General features: G+C 45.7%; 13 protein-coding genes. All 13 read right to left on the bottom strand.

Annotation, left to right across the window (positions count from 1 at the left end; all coding sequences use genetic code 11):
- Positions 1 to 38: 38 nt before the first annotated feature.
- Positions 39 to 1,361: an O-antigen ligase family protein gene (locus E1H13_RS06680; RefSeq protein ID WP_169612630.1), complete on the bottom strand. Its 1,323-nt coding sequence runs from the start codon at positions 1,359 to 1,361 to the stop codon at positions 39 to 41.
- Positions 1,362 to 1,393: 32 nt separating this feature from the next.
- On the bottom strand, positions 1,394 to 2,305 hold the full coding sequence (locus E1H13_RS06675) for a glycosyltransferase family 2 protein (protein ID WP_169612629.1): 912 nt from the start codon (positions 2,303 to 2,305) through the stop codon (positions 1,394 to 1,396).
- Between the two features lie 70 nt (positions 2,306 to 2,375).
- On the bottom strand, positions 2,376 to 3,617 hold the full coding sequence (locus E1H13_RS06670) for a glycosyltransferase (protein ID WP_169612628.1): 1,242 nt from the start codon (positions 3,615 to 3,617) through the stop codon (positions 2,376 to 2,378).
- Between the two features lie 36 nt (positions 3,618 to 3,653).
- Entirely contained in the window at positions 3,654 to 4,559 is a 906-nt protein-coding gene (locus E1H13_RS06665) for a hypothetical protein (RefSeq protein ID WP_169612627.1), read from the bottom strand.
- A 202-nt stretch (positions 4,560 to 4,761) separates the two neighbouring features.
- Complete coding sequence (locus E1H13_RS06660; protein ID WP_169612626.1) at positions 4,762 to 6,072, bottom strand: phosphotransferase; 1,311 nt, start codon at positions 6,070 to 6,072, stop codon at positions 4,762 to 4,764.
- A gap of 44 nt (positions 6,073 to 6,116) precedes the next feature.
- On the bottom strand, positions 6,117 to 7,991 hold the full coding sequence (locus E1H13_RS06655; protein WP_169612625.1) for an ABC transporter ATP-binding protein: 1,875 nt from the start codon (positions 7,989 to 7,991) through the stop codon (positions 6,117 to 6,119).
- Positions 7,992 to 8,041: 50 nt separating this feature from the next.
- Positions 8,042 to 9,055 carry an NAD-dependent epimerase gene (locus tag E1H13_RS06650; RefSeq protein WP_169612624.1) on the bottom strand — a complete coding sequence of 338 codons (1,014 nt, stop codon included), beginning with the start codon at positions 9,053 to 9,055 and terminating at the stop codon, positions 8,042 to 8,044.
- 260 nt (positions 9,056 to 9,315) lie between these two features.
- The gene (locus E1H13_RS06645; protein WP_169612623.1) at positions 9,316 to 10,764 is read right to left on the bottom strand and encodes a sugar transferase; all 1,449 of its coding nucleotides are present in this window, start codon (positions 10,762 to 10,764) and stop codon (positions 9,316 to 9,318) included.
- A gap of 433 nt (positions 10,765 to 11,197) precedes the next feature.
- Entirely contained in the window at positions 11,198 to 11,629 is a 432-nt protein-coding gene (locus E1H13_RS06640) for a type II toxin-antitoxin system VapC family toxin (RefSeq protein ID WP_169612622.1), read from the bottom strand.
- 2 nt (positions 11,630 to 11,631) lie between these two features.
- Positions 11,632 to 11,940, bottom strand: a complete 309-nt coding sequence (locus E1H13_RS06635; protein WP_169612583.1) for a hypothetical protein — start codon at positions 11,938 to 11,940, stop codon at positions 11,632 to 11,634.
- Between the two features lie 1,019 nt (positions 11,941 to 12,959).
- Positions 12,960 to 13,628: a hypothetical protein gene (locus E1H13_RS06630; protein ID WP_169612621.1), complete on the bottom strand. Its 669-nt coding sequence runs from the start codon at positions 13,626 to 13,628 to the stop codon at positions 12,960 to 12,962.
- Between the two features lie 232 nt (positions 13,629 to 13,860).
- Positions 13,861 to 15,762, bottom strand: coding sequence for an SLC13 family permease (locus E1H13_RS06625; RefSeq protein WP_169612620.1), 1,902 nt, complete (start codon positions 15,760 to 15,762; stop codon positions 13,861 to 13,863).
- Between the two features lie 360 nt (positions 15,763 to 16,122).
- On the bottom strand, positions 16,123 to 16,674 hold the full coding sequence (cysC, locus tag E1H13_RS06620; protein WP_169612619.1) for an adenylyl-sulfate kinase: 552 nt from the start codon (positions 16,672 to 16,674) through the stop codon (positions 16,123 to 16,125).
- Positions 16,675 to 16,799 lie beyond the last annotated feature (125 nt).

Below are 16,799 nucleotides of genomic sequence, written 5' to 3'. Positions count from 1 at the left end.
AATCTAACAAAGGAATACCATATCGAGATTATCTTCATTTAATACAGCCATGGATTTTTGCTGGTTTGATCAAACTTATCCATTAAATAAAGCTCAGGTTGAGGAATGGTTTTAGGCTTAGCAAGGTTCTTTATGGCCATAATTGATGAGTAAGAAATAGCTACGTACAAAACCCAAAACCAGTTTCTATACGACAAGAACGCACTGTACGATTCATAGTAATTAGTAACAATCATAACTACTAAAAACTGAAGCATACACAAGTACTCAATCTTTTTTTCTCTGGCAAAGAGGAAAACTACCCTGATCACAGTAGAAACCACGTGAATTCCTAGCAAAATAACTCCAGGAAAACCCAACTGTAAAAATAACTCAACATAGCCATTATGGGCATTGCCACCACCCTCTCCAACTCCCCCAATCCAGTGAAATTGGTCAGCTACGATCTTGGCCTCTTCTAAGTTTATCCAAAATCCACCATATCCAAAACCTAAGGGCCTAGTCATACCTCTCTCAATTAGGAGTTCCCAAAGCGGAGTTCTAGAATTCAGTTCTAAACTCTTCCCTAGCAAATCAACGATGATAAATTCCATGCTTAAGATAGTAGCTACAGCCACCGAAATACAAAGATAAATGAATATCGTTAACAGCAATATGCTTTCTTTATGTTTTTGACAAACTATTTTATACAGTGGCAACAAAACTAAAGAGCCACAAAAAACTGCAAGGCTTCCTTTTCCCTCAGATAACCATAAAAGGAGAAAACCTAAAAATGCAAAAAATAGTGCTCTGCGCCTGATCGCCAATGTTTCGCCAAATAATCCAAAAGTCAATAACAAGGAAGTTGCTAGTGACATGGCTCCTGATAATTCATTCTTATGTCTCTGAATACCGACCCAAGCGAAATAACCAAAGTGAGTAATAGAAGCTCTATAAAAAGGTATAAAAATAGGAAAGAGCAGATTGATAACTATAATGAGAGCAAAAAAATTTAAAAGTATTCTTGTTTGTTTTTCAAACTTAAAGACTGAGGATAAATATATGCCAAACGCTGTTGAAGCTACTAAGGCACGGGAATATCTTAAAGTGACACCCGCATCGGTTGACCAGAATCCTGATAAAATAGCTAATCCAACTAAAGATATAATAATCCAATCTTTTGAAGCTATGTACAAGAAATTGGCTCTTCTTTTATATACAAGAAAAGTTAATATAATATAACAAATTGCTGCCCAGGCAGAATACCAACCTGCTGGTAACTTTGGTGCTGTATAGTACCCAAGAAAAAAACAAATTAAATTACTTAACTTGTTTTGTGATTTAGACAGCGTTAAATCTGTGAATCTCAGGAAGTTTATCATTGATAGTAAGCTTTATGATATCTTTACTAAGCCTAGATGTTTAAAGCTTTTCTGAGTTTAATAATTGCTCTGTCGTAAATTTTTTGAGATTCAAAGAAGTGATCTTGAATTATTTTATCGGCTTTAGTATCCTGTAGCACATAAGGAGGATGTAATAAGGGAAATCCCATTTCATAGTACATATTTTCATGATTTCGTTTTAATCTTAGACTTTTTGTATTAGTAGCATTTGGCCCAAATCCAATATTATGAATTAAATTTTTAGAAGGATGTATATGAAGACCATTTTGAATCAAAAATGAAAAGCTGGCTGAAAAACTCCAGCTATTAAATTTATTCTTATATTGCTTATCTAAGATTCTTCTCCAATATTTAAAAGCTTTAGTGCCTGGAAAAATGTGCTTGAAAGATTCTAGTTCTCGAACTTCTGGCCATTGCCTTATTTCTAAATCAAAATGATGCCATGCTCTTTTCCAAGTTGCCCATCCCCAGCAATGGAAGTGTCGAGAAAAGTAGTAGCTATACTGAAGGTTTTGAGGATTCTTTTGAACATTTTGACCAGTAATAGACATGACTCGAGTATCATATCTATACTTTTCTAAGAGTTCAGAGCAATAACGGAAAAAGCTCATATCAGGCAAGCAATCATCTTCTAATATAATTGCTTCATCTACATGTTCAAAAACCCAATTTAAACCGCTAGAGATTCCTTTTTTACATCCTAAATTGGTGTTAGAGTAACGCTTGAAGATCTCGCATTCCCAGTCCACTTCCTCAATGACTAAACGAGCTGATTTACAACTCTCCTCTTCGCCTAATTTATCAGGTCGTGGACCATCAGCAATTACAAAAAGTTGCTTTGGCTTATACTCACGAATAGCCTCGAAAACTTTGCGAGTAGTTTTAGGACGATTAAATATAATAAATACAACTGGAACTTTCATAAAACTTGGACAATACTCTGAATAGTGACTAAAAATTGGAATGTCTCAGTAGATTTGATATGATAATAATTCAGCCAGATAATCCCCTGATTTTGTTAACATATGCTCTTAATCGTTTGCGATAAAACATCTTTATCCTAGAGCCATAAAAGGGCAGTATGGGAGATAGATCAACCTCAGAATTTTTATCTGAGATTATTGCTTCTATTAGTCTGACCCACCGGGTAATTATTTGATCTGCTTGAGAATCGAACCACTTAGCAACAGCCACTGATCTTTGCTGTAGTTCCTGATAACGTAAAGGATCGGAAATTAGCCACTCGACTTTTTTTGGAATATCTTTATTTCCTTTAATAACAAGTTCGGGGAAAAAACGCATGCAATCTGACATGCCATAGTCGTCAGAGGCAATGACTGGAATCCCACAAGCCATACATTCTAAAGGAGAGGCAGGAAAAGCTTCTGTATTTCCGGTAGGATTTAAAATAGCGAGATCACATTTTTGTATAATCTCAAATTTCTCTTCGCCTAAGTTTCCATAGAAAATAACTTTCCCACTATGAATATCTTCTTCGGGAATAAATCCAAGTATTTTTTCGGCAAAATCTGGCTTGGTAGGAATTAGATGAGATTCAGATTTTTCTCCATAAGTAGCAGTTGAGCCAATTACATGCAATTTCACCCTAGGGACTAAAGCTTTAAGCGAATGCCACGATTTCGCCACCTCTAGAAATCCTTTCCCAGGAATTAGGGCACCCATGTAAACAATATCAATTTCTCTATTTTTGGGCTTAAGTTTTTTTTCTATTTTTGTCAAATTAGGGAGTATAAATGGATTTTGTATATAAAACACATCTTTAGTTATATTAGTATTTGAGTAGAATTGATATGTTCCTACACACACAACTCCTTTAAATTTAACTTTTGAGGCCAGCACGTTTGCATCCTTATCAAAAGGATGGCGACTCCAGCAAACTAGATTGCCTTCAAAATTTTGAAGGCATTTTATATCAACTGTTTTAAGTGTTGATGTGGAAGCAATTATTAGATCATCATGATTAATATCTATTGAATTAAAGAAATTTGTAGAATTTTTTGAGATCTGTTGTACAACATTTAAAGATGAATTTTCAAGACTAATCTTATTACTATTCACTAAGACTATTTTCCACTCTGGACAAGTCTCTGCAAGTAATAGTGCAAGGCGAATTGAAGTAAACTGTGTTCCCCCAACGCCTGGATTTCCTCGATGTAAAGAAAATACTTTAGATTTAAGATGATCTGCAAAAATAAGGAAATATATTTTCTTCATTACTCTCTTTAATAAAGTAAAATTCTATGTTCTCTATTATATAAATAATTCAGATTTTTTGGATATGTAGTTATCCCACTGATTGAGTACTTTTGGTCGTTTTTTCTCGAAGAAACTATCAAAAATATTTAATGCATCTTGTTTTCTGTATATGCCTTTAGCCACTAGTGGAAAGAATTCAACATCTACTTTTCTTATCACAAACATAACTTTTACAGGGATTGACTTTATATCCAGAGCTGACGCTACGCTAACCCTGTGTTGCCCTTGAAAAGGAATAGCTACCCAGTCTAAATTTTCCTTTTCAAGAATATAGACTCTTACCATGCTGTCTGCATCGTTAGTTATATTGCTTCGATAGCCTTTTTCGTTGATTGAGGTATAAAGCCTTGATAGTTTGATGGCTTCTGTCAATAATTTTTCATGTGATACCGGTCCCCAATGCTGTACCCCATGCTCTCTTGTTGATAAGGCTTTCATTTTTCTTCCCTGAATTACAGGGCAAACCTCAGCAGAATTTGATCTTTTATTTATCCAAGGCCATCTTGTATGATGAGTATGCTGAGGCTTAGGAAACTCTGCTTCTATTTCTATATCTAGGCAATCACTCATCGAACAAGGTTGAACCAATTCATAATATTTTTTTAGCTCATCACATAGAACTTTGAAATTTATACTTTTGTCTTGTTCACATGCTTGTTTAAGTGCATAAACAAAAGGATGATCATAGTCAAAGTTAATTGCTAAAGCTTTCCATCTCAGCTTTTCTATAGGCATATCAACAATAACAGGCTTTCCATATTGAAATATTTCTCTGTATGAATTTGTGTCTTCCCTAACATCAATCTGGCTATCTTCAACTTTACTATTTTTGATAATAGTAAAGCCCAGTACATAAAAAAAATTAGGTATTATAGACTTTATGAATTTCTTGAGTTTCATTTTAGAGCTTTATTTTTTGAACTTTATTTAGTAAATGTACCGTTTGCTAAAAGCTTTAAATTATTAAGTCTACCTTTAGGTTTTTAAAGAGTGATAGGTATATTTTAATACCTCTAGCTAAAATCTTTCGGCTTATCTTCGATAATATTTTGGTAGGAAATATAGAGTGATTGAGGGAAATTTTATTTTTCCGATGAAAAGTTTATAAAATTTTTCTTGTCAAATATTCTAGATGCTCAATAGCTGGCACTAAATAATTATCATGATTTTTTAAGACTCTATCTATGTTTTTTTCTTTAAACCAAGATGCAATAAGGAGATAAATAAAGAGTGATACTTCTATGACTGAATTATTACAGTCTTCATGTATTATGTTGTCAATATACTTTTGCTTGATCTCATGAAAGTTTAGAGGGAATGACTCGAAGAAGCGAGTCATATCAAACTTTGCTGGACCTAAAAAATATCCAGACCAGTCTATGACATAGATTCTTCCATTTTGCTCATCAGCTAATATATTTTGGCGACCAAAATCTCCATGTACGAGAGAGTAATGCTTAGAAGGAACAATCTTTTTATAGAACTTGTTTTTCAGAACTATAAATTCTAATTTCGTAATTAAGTTTTTGCTAGTTCGCATATATTTATGCTTATTGTGCTTAAAAAGCCTTTCATATAACCATTTGATAATAAGTGTATTTGCTTCTTGTTGGTGAATAGCAGAAAAAAAATCTGGCCGAATATGGTTTTGTCTAAAATCTAGAGTGATAGAAGATCTATCCATGGCAGGGCTAAAATTACTGGTATGCAAATCAAAATCAAAACGAAGCGAAGATAATAGTTTATTCGCATTAATAACTGACTGAATATGATCTAATTTTATTGAATTTCCCCTGATTTTATCTAGGGTCAAAAACGCAAATTTTCTATCTTCTGATTCAGAATATCCTATGAAATTTGCTGTAATCAATTGTAATTCTGGATTATTTTTACAGAGAAATTTGTAAAAATAATGCTCTCTTTTTACTTTATTAGGCGTTGTAATTTTTGTTAAATAAAACTTTTCTTGAGAATTTTTATCTATTATTTTATGTTGCACTTGACCATAGTTGTTCATTCCTCCTAAATATATAAGTTTTGATTCGATATTTGATTTGCCTAATACTTTAGTAACTTCTTTTTGTGTCTCACTAATAATTAAATCTGGATCCTTCCCAAGGATTTTACTTAGAACTTCCGCTATTTTTAGGGTGGCAAGATCATGATGACCTAAGTTGCGATAAGCTTTTGCTAGGCTCCTTCGTAAATAGTAATCATTTTTTTTTCTTCTCAATGCTATTTCGCCAAAGCTAATAGCTTCACTAAATTTCCCTTGATTATATAATTCATAGAACTTTATTTTTTCACGATTACGCCACTCAGAAAAGAATTTGTAAAAAGGTAGAGAACGAGCTAATCTTCGACTACTCCTTATAAAAGGAAAATGGTTTATGCTTATGGCTTTCATTTTCATGGCTGATAATGTACCTATGCTTAAGCAATAGAATCTGTTGGTTTTTAGATATTATGGCGAGTTGTCTCTATTTTTTTATTCTTCTCGCTAAGCTTCATGTCGCGAAAGTTAGATGTATTGACGCTTTCTAAATCTGTAAACAACTCCCCATAAGTTCCCTTGGCTTTTACTTGTCCTTGGCTTAACTCCACCACCAAATCACAGTGCTCTACTGTACTCAATCGGTGGGCAATCAAAATAATCGTAAATTCCCCGCTCAATCCCTCAATTGCGGCCATTACCTCCTGCTCAGTAGCATTATCTAAAGCACTGGTGGCCTCATCAAACACAATCACCGACGCATCGCGATACAGGGCGCGGGCAATGCCAATCCGCTGCCGCTGTCCTCCACTGAGCCGAATCCCCCGTTCCCCCACATAGCTGTCGTACCCGGCAGGGAGCTGGCTGATATGGTCATCAATTTGAGCCAGCTTGGCGGCCCGACGCACCCGCTCAAAGTCAATCAGCTTGGGGGGAACCCCAAAGGCGATGTTTTCAGCAATGGTGGCATCCATCAAAAAAATGCTTTGGGGCACATGGGCAATACCCTGTTGCCACCGTCTTAAATAGTCTCCTTGCAAGGGCTGGCCATCAGCTAGCAGAGTACCCTTCTGGGGTTGTAGTAAGCCCATGATCAAATCAGCGGTGGTGCTTTTGCCACTGCCAGTGCTACCCACAAACGCCACAGTCGTTTTGGCGGCAATGGTTAGGTTCAGGTCCCGCAAAATCCAATCGCCGTCTTCCCCATAGCGAAACCAGACATGCTCCAGACGCAGGTCCCGGGTCAAAGGCACATGCTCGGTGGGAGTGGGCAGCAACAACAGCGGGTCAACCGGCCGCCGTAAGGCCAGCAACGCCCGATCTAGGGATGCTCTAGCCCCCTGGATCTTAGCGAGGGAAGAAAACATTTCCTGCAGAGCTGGTAATAACCGCTTAGCCCCCAAGGTCAAGCTGCCCAGTACCGGCACCGCCTGGCTAAAGTCGCCATCGCGCCCCATAGCCAGAGCCAGCAGAGCAATGGCCGTCATGGCGATCGCTTCCATCACAAACTTCGGGGTTTGGGCGATTAAAGCGTTTTTAGCTTCCGATCGTTTCAGGGAATTTTCGGCCTGACCAAAGGTTTGGCAGAAATAGCCTTGGTTATTAGCAATTAAAACATCGCGAATACCGCCCAGGCCCTCCTGCACCGCCTTGATCCGGCGCTGGCCAGCCTTAGCGATAATCTTACTATTGCGCTTTAGTAGCCTTTGACGGGCTCGGTAGATCAGAGCATAGGTACCGCCCAAAATCACGGCAGCGGCAATGGCAATCCGGCCATCAATCAAAATCAACGCCCCCACCAGAGAAACCGTTAGCAGGGCGTCGGTCAAAATGGTCAGCAGGGGGGTCAGGACTGAGCTTGTCAGCCGCTTAGTGTCAGCGGTAATGGTTTCCATCAGGTCACTGCTGTTGTGCCGCACATGGAAGCTATAGGGCTGCTGCAGGGTTTTTTGATAAATTTGCGTACTCAGATCGCTCCCCATGGCTGCCGATAGGCGCACCTTGGCATTAATGGTCAGCAAGCGCAGGCCATTGGCGATTAGGGCCGCCGCAATAAAGGCAATAGCCAGCCAATACACCAGCTGCTGCTGAGAATTGATATTAAAGACGCTTAGAATCCCCTGCCATTGGGGCGCATTCAGCAGTTGATCCGGGTTGCTAAGGGCACCTAAGAACGGAAAAACCGCCCCCAGGCTGACCATTTCGCTCAAGGAGGAGACAATCATTAACCCCAGTAGAGCCGCTAACTGACGACGACGGCGGCGGCTAACAAAGGTGAGCAGTTGGCGAATATCATCAATCAGAGAGCTACTACGAACACGCTTGGTATGTTTTTTCATAAACAGGAAAACTTAGGATAAGTCAGCTCGAGTAACCGAGCATGCAGGGCTCAAGCGGCGGAGTAAGAGGCGGCATTCCCGTAATAGGCTTTATACCAATCGACGAACTTAGCGATCCCGGTTTCTAAGGGGGTACTGGGGGAAAAGCCAATATCCGCTTGCAGGTCGCTAACATCGGCATAGGTAGCCACGACATCGCCAGGCTGCATCGGCTTCATCACCAGCTCTGCCGGTTTGCCCATGGCCTGCTCAATCACTTGAATAAAGTGCAATAGTTCCACCGGCTGGTGGTTACCCAGGTTATAGACCTTGTACAGCGCTTGGCTAGCATTGTCCGGCACGTCAGCTAAACTCTGGGGAATATGGGTCATGACCCGCAAAATACCTTCCACCACATCGTCAATGTAGGTAAAGTCGCGCTTCATCCGGCCATGGTTGTAGACCTCAATGGGACGGTTATTGGCGATCGCATCCACAAACTTAAAGTAGGCCATATCAGGCCGACCCCAGGGACCATAGACCGTAAAAAAGCGCAGCCCAGTCATTGGAATTTGGTAAAGATGGCTGTAGGCATGGGCCATCAACTCATTGGCCTTTTTGGTGGCCGCATAGAGAGAAACTGGGTGATCCACGAAATCCGACGTGGCAAAGGGTACCTTTTGATTAGCGCCATACACCGAACTCGACGAGGCAAACACCAGGTGTTTCGGTGGATGGTGCCGACAGGCCTCCAGGATATTGAGAAACCCTGTTAAATTGCTATCGCTGTAGGCAAAGGGATTTTCCAAAGAGTAGCGCACCCCGGCCTGGGCCGCCAAGTGTACTACATAGTCAAATTGATTAGCTTCAAACAGGGCCAATAATGCCTCGCGATCGCATAAATCAACGGGATGAAAGACAAAATTTTGATGACCTTGAATCGTTTTTAAGCGGTCCTGCTTTAGGGTGACACTGTAATATGAATTCAAATTATCTAATCCCCAAACCTGGTTGCCTTCAGCCAGAAGTTTCTGCGCCAAAGCATGGCCAATAAAGCCTGCCACACCGGTAATTAAAACATTCATAGGTTTAATAATCTAAATAGTTAGGGGCAACTGCAACTTTATCGGGCCACAGTCAGCACGTCAGCACCTAGCCGTCTGTTTAAATCCGGCCCCCCTTCCTCCCAAAATGGGAGGAAGGGGCTGGGGGATGGAGGGAAAGCCCTGCCCACAAGGGGCTCAGGACTTATGTGTACTTAGTAGCCCCTTTTGGGAGGAAGGGGCTGGGGGATGGAGGGAAAGCCCTGCCCACAAGGGTCTCAGGACTATCAACTGAGCCTTTATTAGTAGGCCCCCGACTTTTGCACCACCACGCCCACGGTTTTGAACAAAATCTGCAAATCGAGCCAAATCGACCAGCGGGTAATGTAGGTCAAATCAAGCTGGTAAGCTTCCTCAAAATCAATAATGTCCGATCGCCCGGAAATCTGCCACAGCCCCGTAATTCCCGGCAACACCTCCTGGCGAATGTGGTGATGGCGCGAAAACTTTTCCACATCCCGCAGGGGCAAGGGCCGTGGTCCCACCAGACTCATCTCCCCCAGGGCAACATTAAACAACTGGGGCAGCTCATCCAGGCTGTAGGCACGCAGCACCTTACCGACCCGAGTAATCCGGGGGTCATCCTTAATCTTAAACAACACCCCATCCTTCGTTTCATTCTGCGCCTCCAGCTGCTTTTGCAGCTTGTCTGCATTGGGCACCATGGTACGAAACTTCCAAACCTGAAACGGTTTATTCTTCAGGCCAATCCGGGTTTGTTTATAGAAAATTGGCCCCGGCGAGTCGATATAGATCAACAAGGCAATCAGCAGATACAGCGGCGAAGCCAGCACCACCGCCGTACTCGCGGCCAACACATCCACCACCCGCTTGGTCCAAAACTCCAGCCCTGACAACACAAACGGGGTGCAAGATAGACAAAGTTTATTGCCAATGGACGTGTAGTACAGGGTACCGGGGGGCGGCAGCTCTTCACTGGGCAAAATCCGCAAGGTAAAGCCCGCCGACTGAAACAAGCCGCAGATAAACAAGCGATGATTGATCGCTTGCCAATCCACCAAAACCTCAATTGCTCCCAACTGGCTCAGCCTTTCCAGAGTAGCCTGGCGCTGATCCTTATCTAGCGCCTCAGCCTCCATCACCTCGACAATTTTGTAGTGGCTCTCTTGCTTAACCGTTGCCGCCGCCGTCGCCTGTTTTGGCTTGTCTGCAATCAACACCACCGGGTAAAGCCCAAACCCCACCTGGCGTAGCTGATTAGTCACCCGATCCACCACAAACCGGCCCAGGGTGACCAACACCATCGCCAGTAGCCAAAACAGTAAACTATGGGCCCACAGTCCGGCTGGAATCGCGATCTGAAAAGACCAAAGCAACAGCAACATCACCATTGCCACCAGGGTCGTGGCCTTAATCAAGCCCACATAGTCCTTACGGGCACTACCGCTGTAGTAAAAATTTCCAGCCGCCAAAATTCCATAGCCAATCCCCAGCACCGGGGGAATCATCGAGAAACGGGTGGCCAGTTCGTAACTTGGGTCTGCTAACACCGAGGTATAGCTCGCCCCCAGCCAGGCCAGGCTCAGGGCCAGGGCATCCGTTGTTATCAAACTGATGCTGCGAAACCAAACAAATCGAGTGCCTTTGCGAAACGAACTGGGGCTTTTAGACTGGCGTAGATCAAGTAACTGTTTCTGCTCTACTTTGGCAAGCAAATCAAGGCTGGACATAATAGTTTACCTGCTTCTTTCTGGAACTTCTGGGGCATCAAGTTTTAAGACTGAAGCAAAGATTGGTAGTAATCTTTACCGGTTAGATGCACAGAAAAAACAACAGGTAGATGCGCTGATACTGGTTGAATGACTCTAACTCAAGCGATTCAAAAAAGGCTGTTTATGAGCCTCATTGATATAGACCAAAATTGATTTCAGAGGTTCCTTTTTACGTATGAAAATCCAAAGATTTGGCATGAAGTCATTAAATTACCTTCAGTACAATTGAGCTGAGTCAGTTAGGAGTAGTGGCTAGGATCCCCTCCTGGGAGGGGCAGGGGTGGGTTGGCTAGGATCCCCTCCCCACAACCCACTAAACCTCGTCTGGGTCAACCCCCAACGCTCGCAATCGTTACTACATTCTCACATCACTAAGCAATTGGTTGCCTTACTAACCTGACCAAGAGGATAGTAAAACCACTTGAGGTAATTTCTGAGACACAGCATTAACCAAGCGCTCATCGGCGGTGACCAACTGACAACCCTCCCGAAGAGCCAGAGCAATAAATAACGAGTCATAAACCGTTCTTCTATAATCAATAGCTAGATTCAAAGCATCATCTAGTAGTAAGTTTGATGGAGTTATAGACCACTCTAGATCCTTGAAAGCCTCTAGAGCTTCCTGTACATCACTTTTAGTCAACCCCTGAAAGGAATGATATTTCCACAGAATATTGCCAACTTCTGCATTCAAAAGATCAGGAGCTAAAAGTCTAAGGCCGCCAGCTTGATAGACAGTAAGCACCTCTCCTGCTTTCTTAGAACAAGCTTGAGGAACGATCCACTTAATAACAACACTACTGTCAATAACGAGATCCTTCAACGCTAACGTCCCCGATCATCATGCAGCATTTGAGTCGCTTCTGAGAACTCACCGTAGATGTTTTTTAAGCGCAGCTGCAGATCATTTATCTTTTGAACAGCCGCCTTTCGACTTGGCCAATCCTCATGATGATCTACAGTAGCCTCAACTGGACTTAAAGAGCTTTGGGGTGATGATAATGATGGCGACAGGCCATCTACATCTGCGATCACTAAGAAAATGACCTCAAGCTGCTTATTAGCCGGCAGTCTGGGCACCTGCTTCAGATTGCCGGCTGCATCTGTTTCTAAAATCAGACGTTCTGCATCCATATCGATCCATATCGGAAAATAACCTAGTTACCAAGCATTGTAGCTGGTCCTGATCGTGAGCTGGCTATCTTGACCGCCGCTTTCAGATAGGGGCGCCTGTGCTGCTGCCGAGTACAGTGTCTCAAGTACGGTATCGAATGACCAGTTGCTAGTGCCACAGTCAGAGACTCAACCATCAATTGCCCTGTCTCTATGCTCCAGGAAATCCCAAAATGTCCCTTCCTGGGAGGGGTGCCCGGAGGGCGGGGTGGGTTCTTCGGGCTTGCTTGACCCACCCCTACCCACTTCGACAAGCTCAGCGCAGGCCTCCAAAGGAGGGGATTTCGGACCTTGATGCCACCAAATCTCTACATCTGGAAACCCTAAATTCAAGACTTGACGCTGCACTAGTACTCTGAGGCGGAAATGGCACTGCTATTTATGGGCGGCAAAACCCCTTTCACATAAGGGATTCCCCTTCTACCTTTTGCCCTTTGCCTTCTACCTACTACCTACTACCTTCTGCCTTTTGCCTTTTGCCTTTTGCCTTTTGCCTTTTGCCTTTTGCCTTTTGCCTTTTGCCTTTTGCCTTTTGCCTTCTACCTTCTACCTTTTGCCTTCTACCTTCTACCTTTTGCCACAGCTTCCCTATGATCTAGCCCGTCACCAAATGACAGTCATGGCTAGGGCAAAGAGACTGAGATCTAACGCGACCGTCAAAGCCCCCCTGCAAACAGGCCTCTCTAAGCGAGGCACAAGCTGCGGTTGTTATTTTCTTTTACAAGCTTAAAACCTGAATCCCGGACACCTTGTCAAATTCCTCCGTACTTTTCCCAGCTTTTAGGCATTTAAAAAAGATTGTCAAAGATTGCAAAAACTATCCGGATGGCAGTGATGAGACTTATCCCTCGTGCCCAGGCTCTGCCTGGGAATACCCCCCGAGGCTCCGCCTCGCCTTGCGTGGGCGGCAGAGCCGCCAGCCAGCTACACAGCCAGAGTCTGGGCACCAGATCTGAGCCTGACGTTAGACCTAGGCCACCCTACTCATCCTCTGTCGCCAACCTTTCCCGAGTCGCCTTAAACCGCCGGATTCGGGCTTCAGTCTCTAGAACAATCTGCCGGATCTCCTCTAGATCGCTAGGCAGCACAAACCTACTCAGGGTCTCCAAGAGCGGTTCCGGATGAATGGCATAGGCCATAAGCAATTGAGTCAGGTCTCCCTCATAAAGACTGACCCGATCAAATTGGCCCTGACGGTACAGGGATGGCAAAGCAAATAGCTTCAGCAAAACCAGACCTTCCGGATCACTAATATGAATGGTGCGTTCGCCAATCATGACATCCTCGCCATGGGTCAACTTCACCCACTCAAAAAAGGGGTTTTGGGTCAGCCACAAGTCAATCTGCAAATTGCCATACTGGCCACGGGCAAAATCCCGATTTTCCTCCAGCAGCACGATCTCAGGCATTTTATTAATATCTTGTCGAGCCAAAACAAAGTCAATATCTTGAGTATTGCGGCCCTCAACATAGTTAAGTAAGGCAATGCCGCCGACTAAAAGGTAGTCAACAGCGCGCGCCTCTAGTAGTGCAAAAATCTGGTCAACCGCTTCAGGTAAGTCTGAACCGTCGGGCAGGCCTTGGGACCAGTTTTTCATGTCAAACCTCACCCCATTCTTGATCACCTCACCCATGGCCATCGGTAGCATAGCGTTTACTCCTCTGGGTCAACCCCTCAGTCACGCATCCAAGTCAGCGGTGCACGGTAGACCCAGTCTAACATTTGCATATTTGCCCTCTGCAGCACACCCTGCCCTACCCTTACCCTCGTTCCCAGGCTCTGCCTGGGAATGCCCCCCCGAGGCTCCGCCTCATCTCCCATGGGCGGCAGAGCCGCCAGCCAGATACCCAGGCAAAGCCTGGGCACCAGTAGATCCTCCCCTAGAACGGAAATATCCAGGGGGTCACGGTCACTGTAATCCCCCAGAACAGCAGGCTAATGGGTAACCCAATCCGGGCAAAGTCCGTAAACCGATAACCACCGGGGCCATACACCATCAAATTGGTCTGATAGCCAATCGGGGTGACAAAACTGGCCGAGGCCGCCACCATAATTGCAATCACAAAGGGCATACTGTCTACCCCCAAGCTGCGGGCCAGGGCGATCGCCACTGGGAAGGTCAAAGCCGCCGCTGCATTGTTAGTCACCAGCTCCGTCAGCAGGGTGGTAACGCCATAGATCAACACTAGGGCCACCCAGGGACTACTGTGGGCTGGCCCCAATAGGGTACTGGCGATCGCGGTAGCCACCCCAGTACTATTCATGGCTTGGCCCAGGCCCAGGGCCGCCCCAATCACCAAGAGCACCGACCATTCCACACTGGCCAAGGCCTTACTAGGGGCACAGCAGCCGCTGATCACCATCATCACCGCCGCCAGGGTAGCCGCTTGCAGCATCGACAACCAGCCAAAGCTGGCCAGCACCACCATCGCCCCTAAGCTGATCAAAGCTAGGGGGGCCTTATTGTGGTTTAGGGGGGTTGAATCAGGCACCACACTAACCAAGTAAAAGTCCTTCGAGCCCCGATACTGCTCCCCAAATCCCGGATGGGTTTCCAGCAGCAGAGCATCTCCTGGGCGCAGGCACATATCGCCAATTTTACCGGGCAAACGCTCGCCATTGCGGGCCACAGCCAGCACCACCGCATTATAACGACGGCGAAACTCCCCTTCCCGAATGGTTTTCCCCACCAAAGGGCAGGTGTCAGACACCACGGCTTCCGTCAGACAGCGCCCCAGTCGAGGCGTATCGAGCTTAAACACCTGGTCGGTGGCGGGTTGCAGCCCCCTTAACCGGTGTAAATCCACAATCGAATCCACCGCCCCCACAAACACCAGTTGATCGCCATCGCGCAACAGTTGTTGGGGGCCAACCACCGGAATAATCTGGCGATCGCGGGCAATTTCGGCCAAATACAACCCCGGCAAATGGCGCAACCCCGCCTGCTCCACCGTTTTACCCGCCATGGCACTGCCCGGAGGCACCACCATTTCTAGGGTGTACTGGCGCGGATCATCGGTGGGACTAAAGGCCGACTTGCGGTTAGGCAAAAGCCAGCGATGGGCTAGGAGCAGGAATAGGGTACCGGCGATCGCGCAGGGCAGCCCCACCCAGGTAATATCCAGCATGGCCAGCCCCTGGCCGCCGGTTTCAGCCATCAAAAGACCGTTGACCACCAGGTTGGTGCTCGTGCCAATCAGGGTACACACCCCGCCAAAAATCGAGGCATAGCTAAGGGGAATCATCAGCTTAGACGGGTTAATCCGCAACTTGCGGCACCAGTCCCCCACCACCGGAATAAACATGGCCACCACCGGCGTGTTATTCAGCAACGCACTCAGGGCCATAATCGGCACCATCAGCCTCACCAGGGCTCGGTTCTGGCTTTTGGGCAGTCCCAACAACTGCTGCGACACCCAGGCTAAACCGCCGGTCTGCTGCACCCCAGCCACCACCACATACAGCACCCCCACCGTCACCATGCCGCCATTGCTAAAGCCAGCCAGGGCGGTTTCGGTATCTAAAATGCCCCCCAAAAACAAAATCGCCAACCCACCCAAAAACACCACTTCGGCGGGCAGGTTGGTCAGGGCATTGCCCAAAAACGTGGCACAGATAGTGGCCATTGTCAGCCACCCCTGCCACGACAGCCCCATATCGCCCCCCAGGGCCAGGTGGCCGATGGCCGCCGCCACCCCTCCGAGGGTTGCTAAGGCTAAAAATAGCCGAGATAGGTTTGCTTTCAAATAAAATCGCCACCGTCGAGGCTGCCAGATCTGCATAGTCCAACGTCTCGCTAACGTCTTGTTATCGAAGTTTGTCAGTGGCTCTTTTCAGGACACCCCCTCGGCTCGTTCCTCGTTCCCAGGCTCTGCCTCTTTTCCCCCTAGGAGATCAGGAAATTCTCTACAAAAGCAGGCTCGCTGTCCCCTCTTGGGAGGGGTGCCCGCAGGGCGGGGTGGGTCAAACCGCTACAGAATATTAGCTACCAGATACGGTGAGCTTCCCTTGGCCTCGACTGACCCACCCCTACCCCTCCCAGGAGGGGACCATGCACACATATCTCTTCTTGAGTCAAATGCCCGCTATAATCCCCCACCTGACCCACCCCTACCCCTCCCAAGGAGGGGATTCTAGCTTTCTTACGCCGTTACAGCTACCCGCTGATGTGTTTCCAGATAGGGCTGCAACGCCGCCATCACCTTGTCCACACTCTCCTCCAGGGTTTCCTGGTGAGTTTGACAATTAATGTCAGGGTTCAGGGGGGGCTCGTAGGGGTCATCAATGCCGGTAAAGCCCTTGATTTCCCCAGCCCTGGCCCGTTTGTAGAGGCCTTTCACATCCCGCTGTTCGCACACATCTAAAGGGGCGCTGACATAGACTTCGATGAATTCGCCAATGCGATCGCGCACCGCTTCCCGCACCTCCCGATAGGGGGAAATCGCTGACACCAGCACAATCACCCCATTGCGGGTCAGCAGGTGGGAGACAAACCCAATGCGACGAATATTTTCATCGCGATCCTCCCGGCTAAAGCCCAACCCTTTAGTCAAATTGGTGCGCACAATGTCACCATCTAAAATTTCCAGGGGATAGCCCTCGGCCTTTAATTTTTCAGCCAGAGCCTGGGCAATGGTACTTTTGCCCGCCCCACTCAAACCGGTAAACCAAACCGTTACACCACGTCGTTCCATAGGTTTTCTCTCAATAGCTATTTCATACTTTGTCTGTCGGGGGTGGGTAGTAGGTAATAGGTAACTGACACCCGAATAACCCACCCCTGCCCCTCCCAGGAGGGGATGCCGAAGCTCGATACCCG

Source organism: Nodosilinea sp. P-1105 (genome assembly GCF_012911975.1).
GTDB lineage: Bacteria > Cyanobacteriota > Cyanobacteriia > Phormidesmidales > Phormidesmidaceae > Nodosilinea.
The sequence above is the reverse complement of the archived record's forward strand: the minus strand, read 5'-3'. Positions and strand labels throughout refer to the sequence as shown.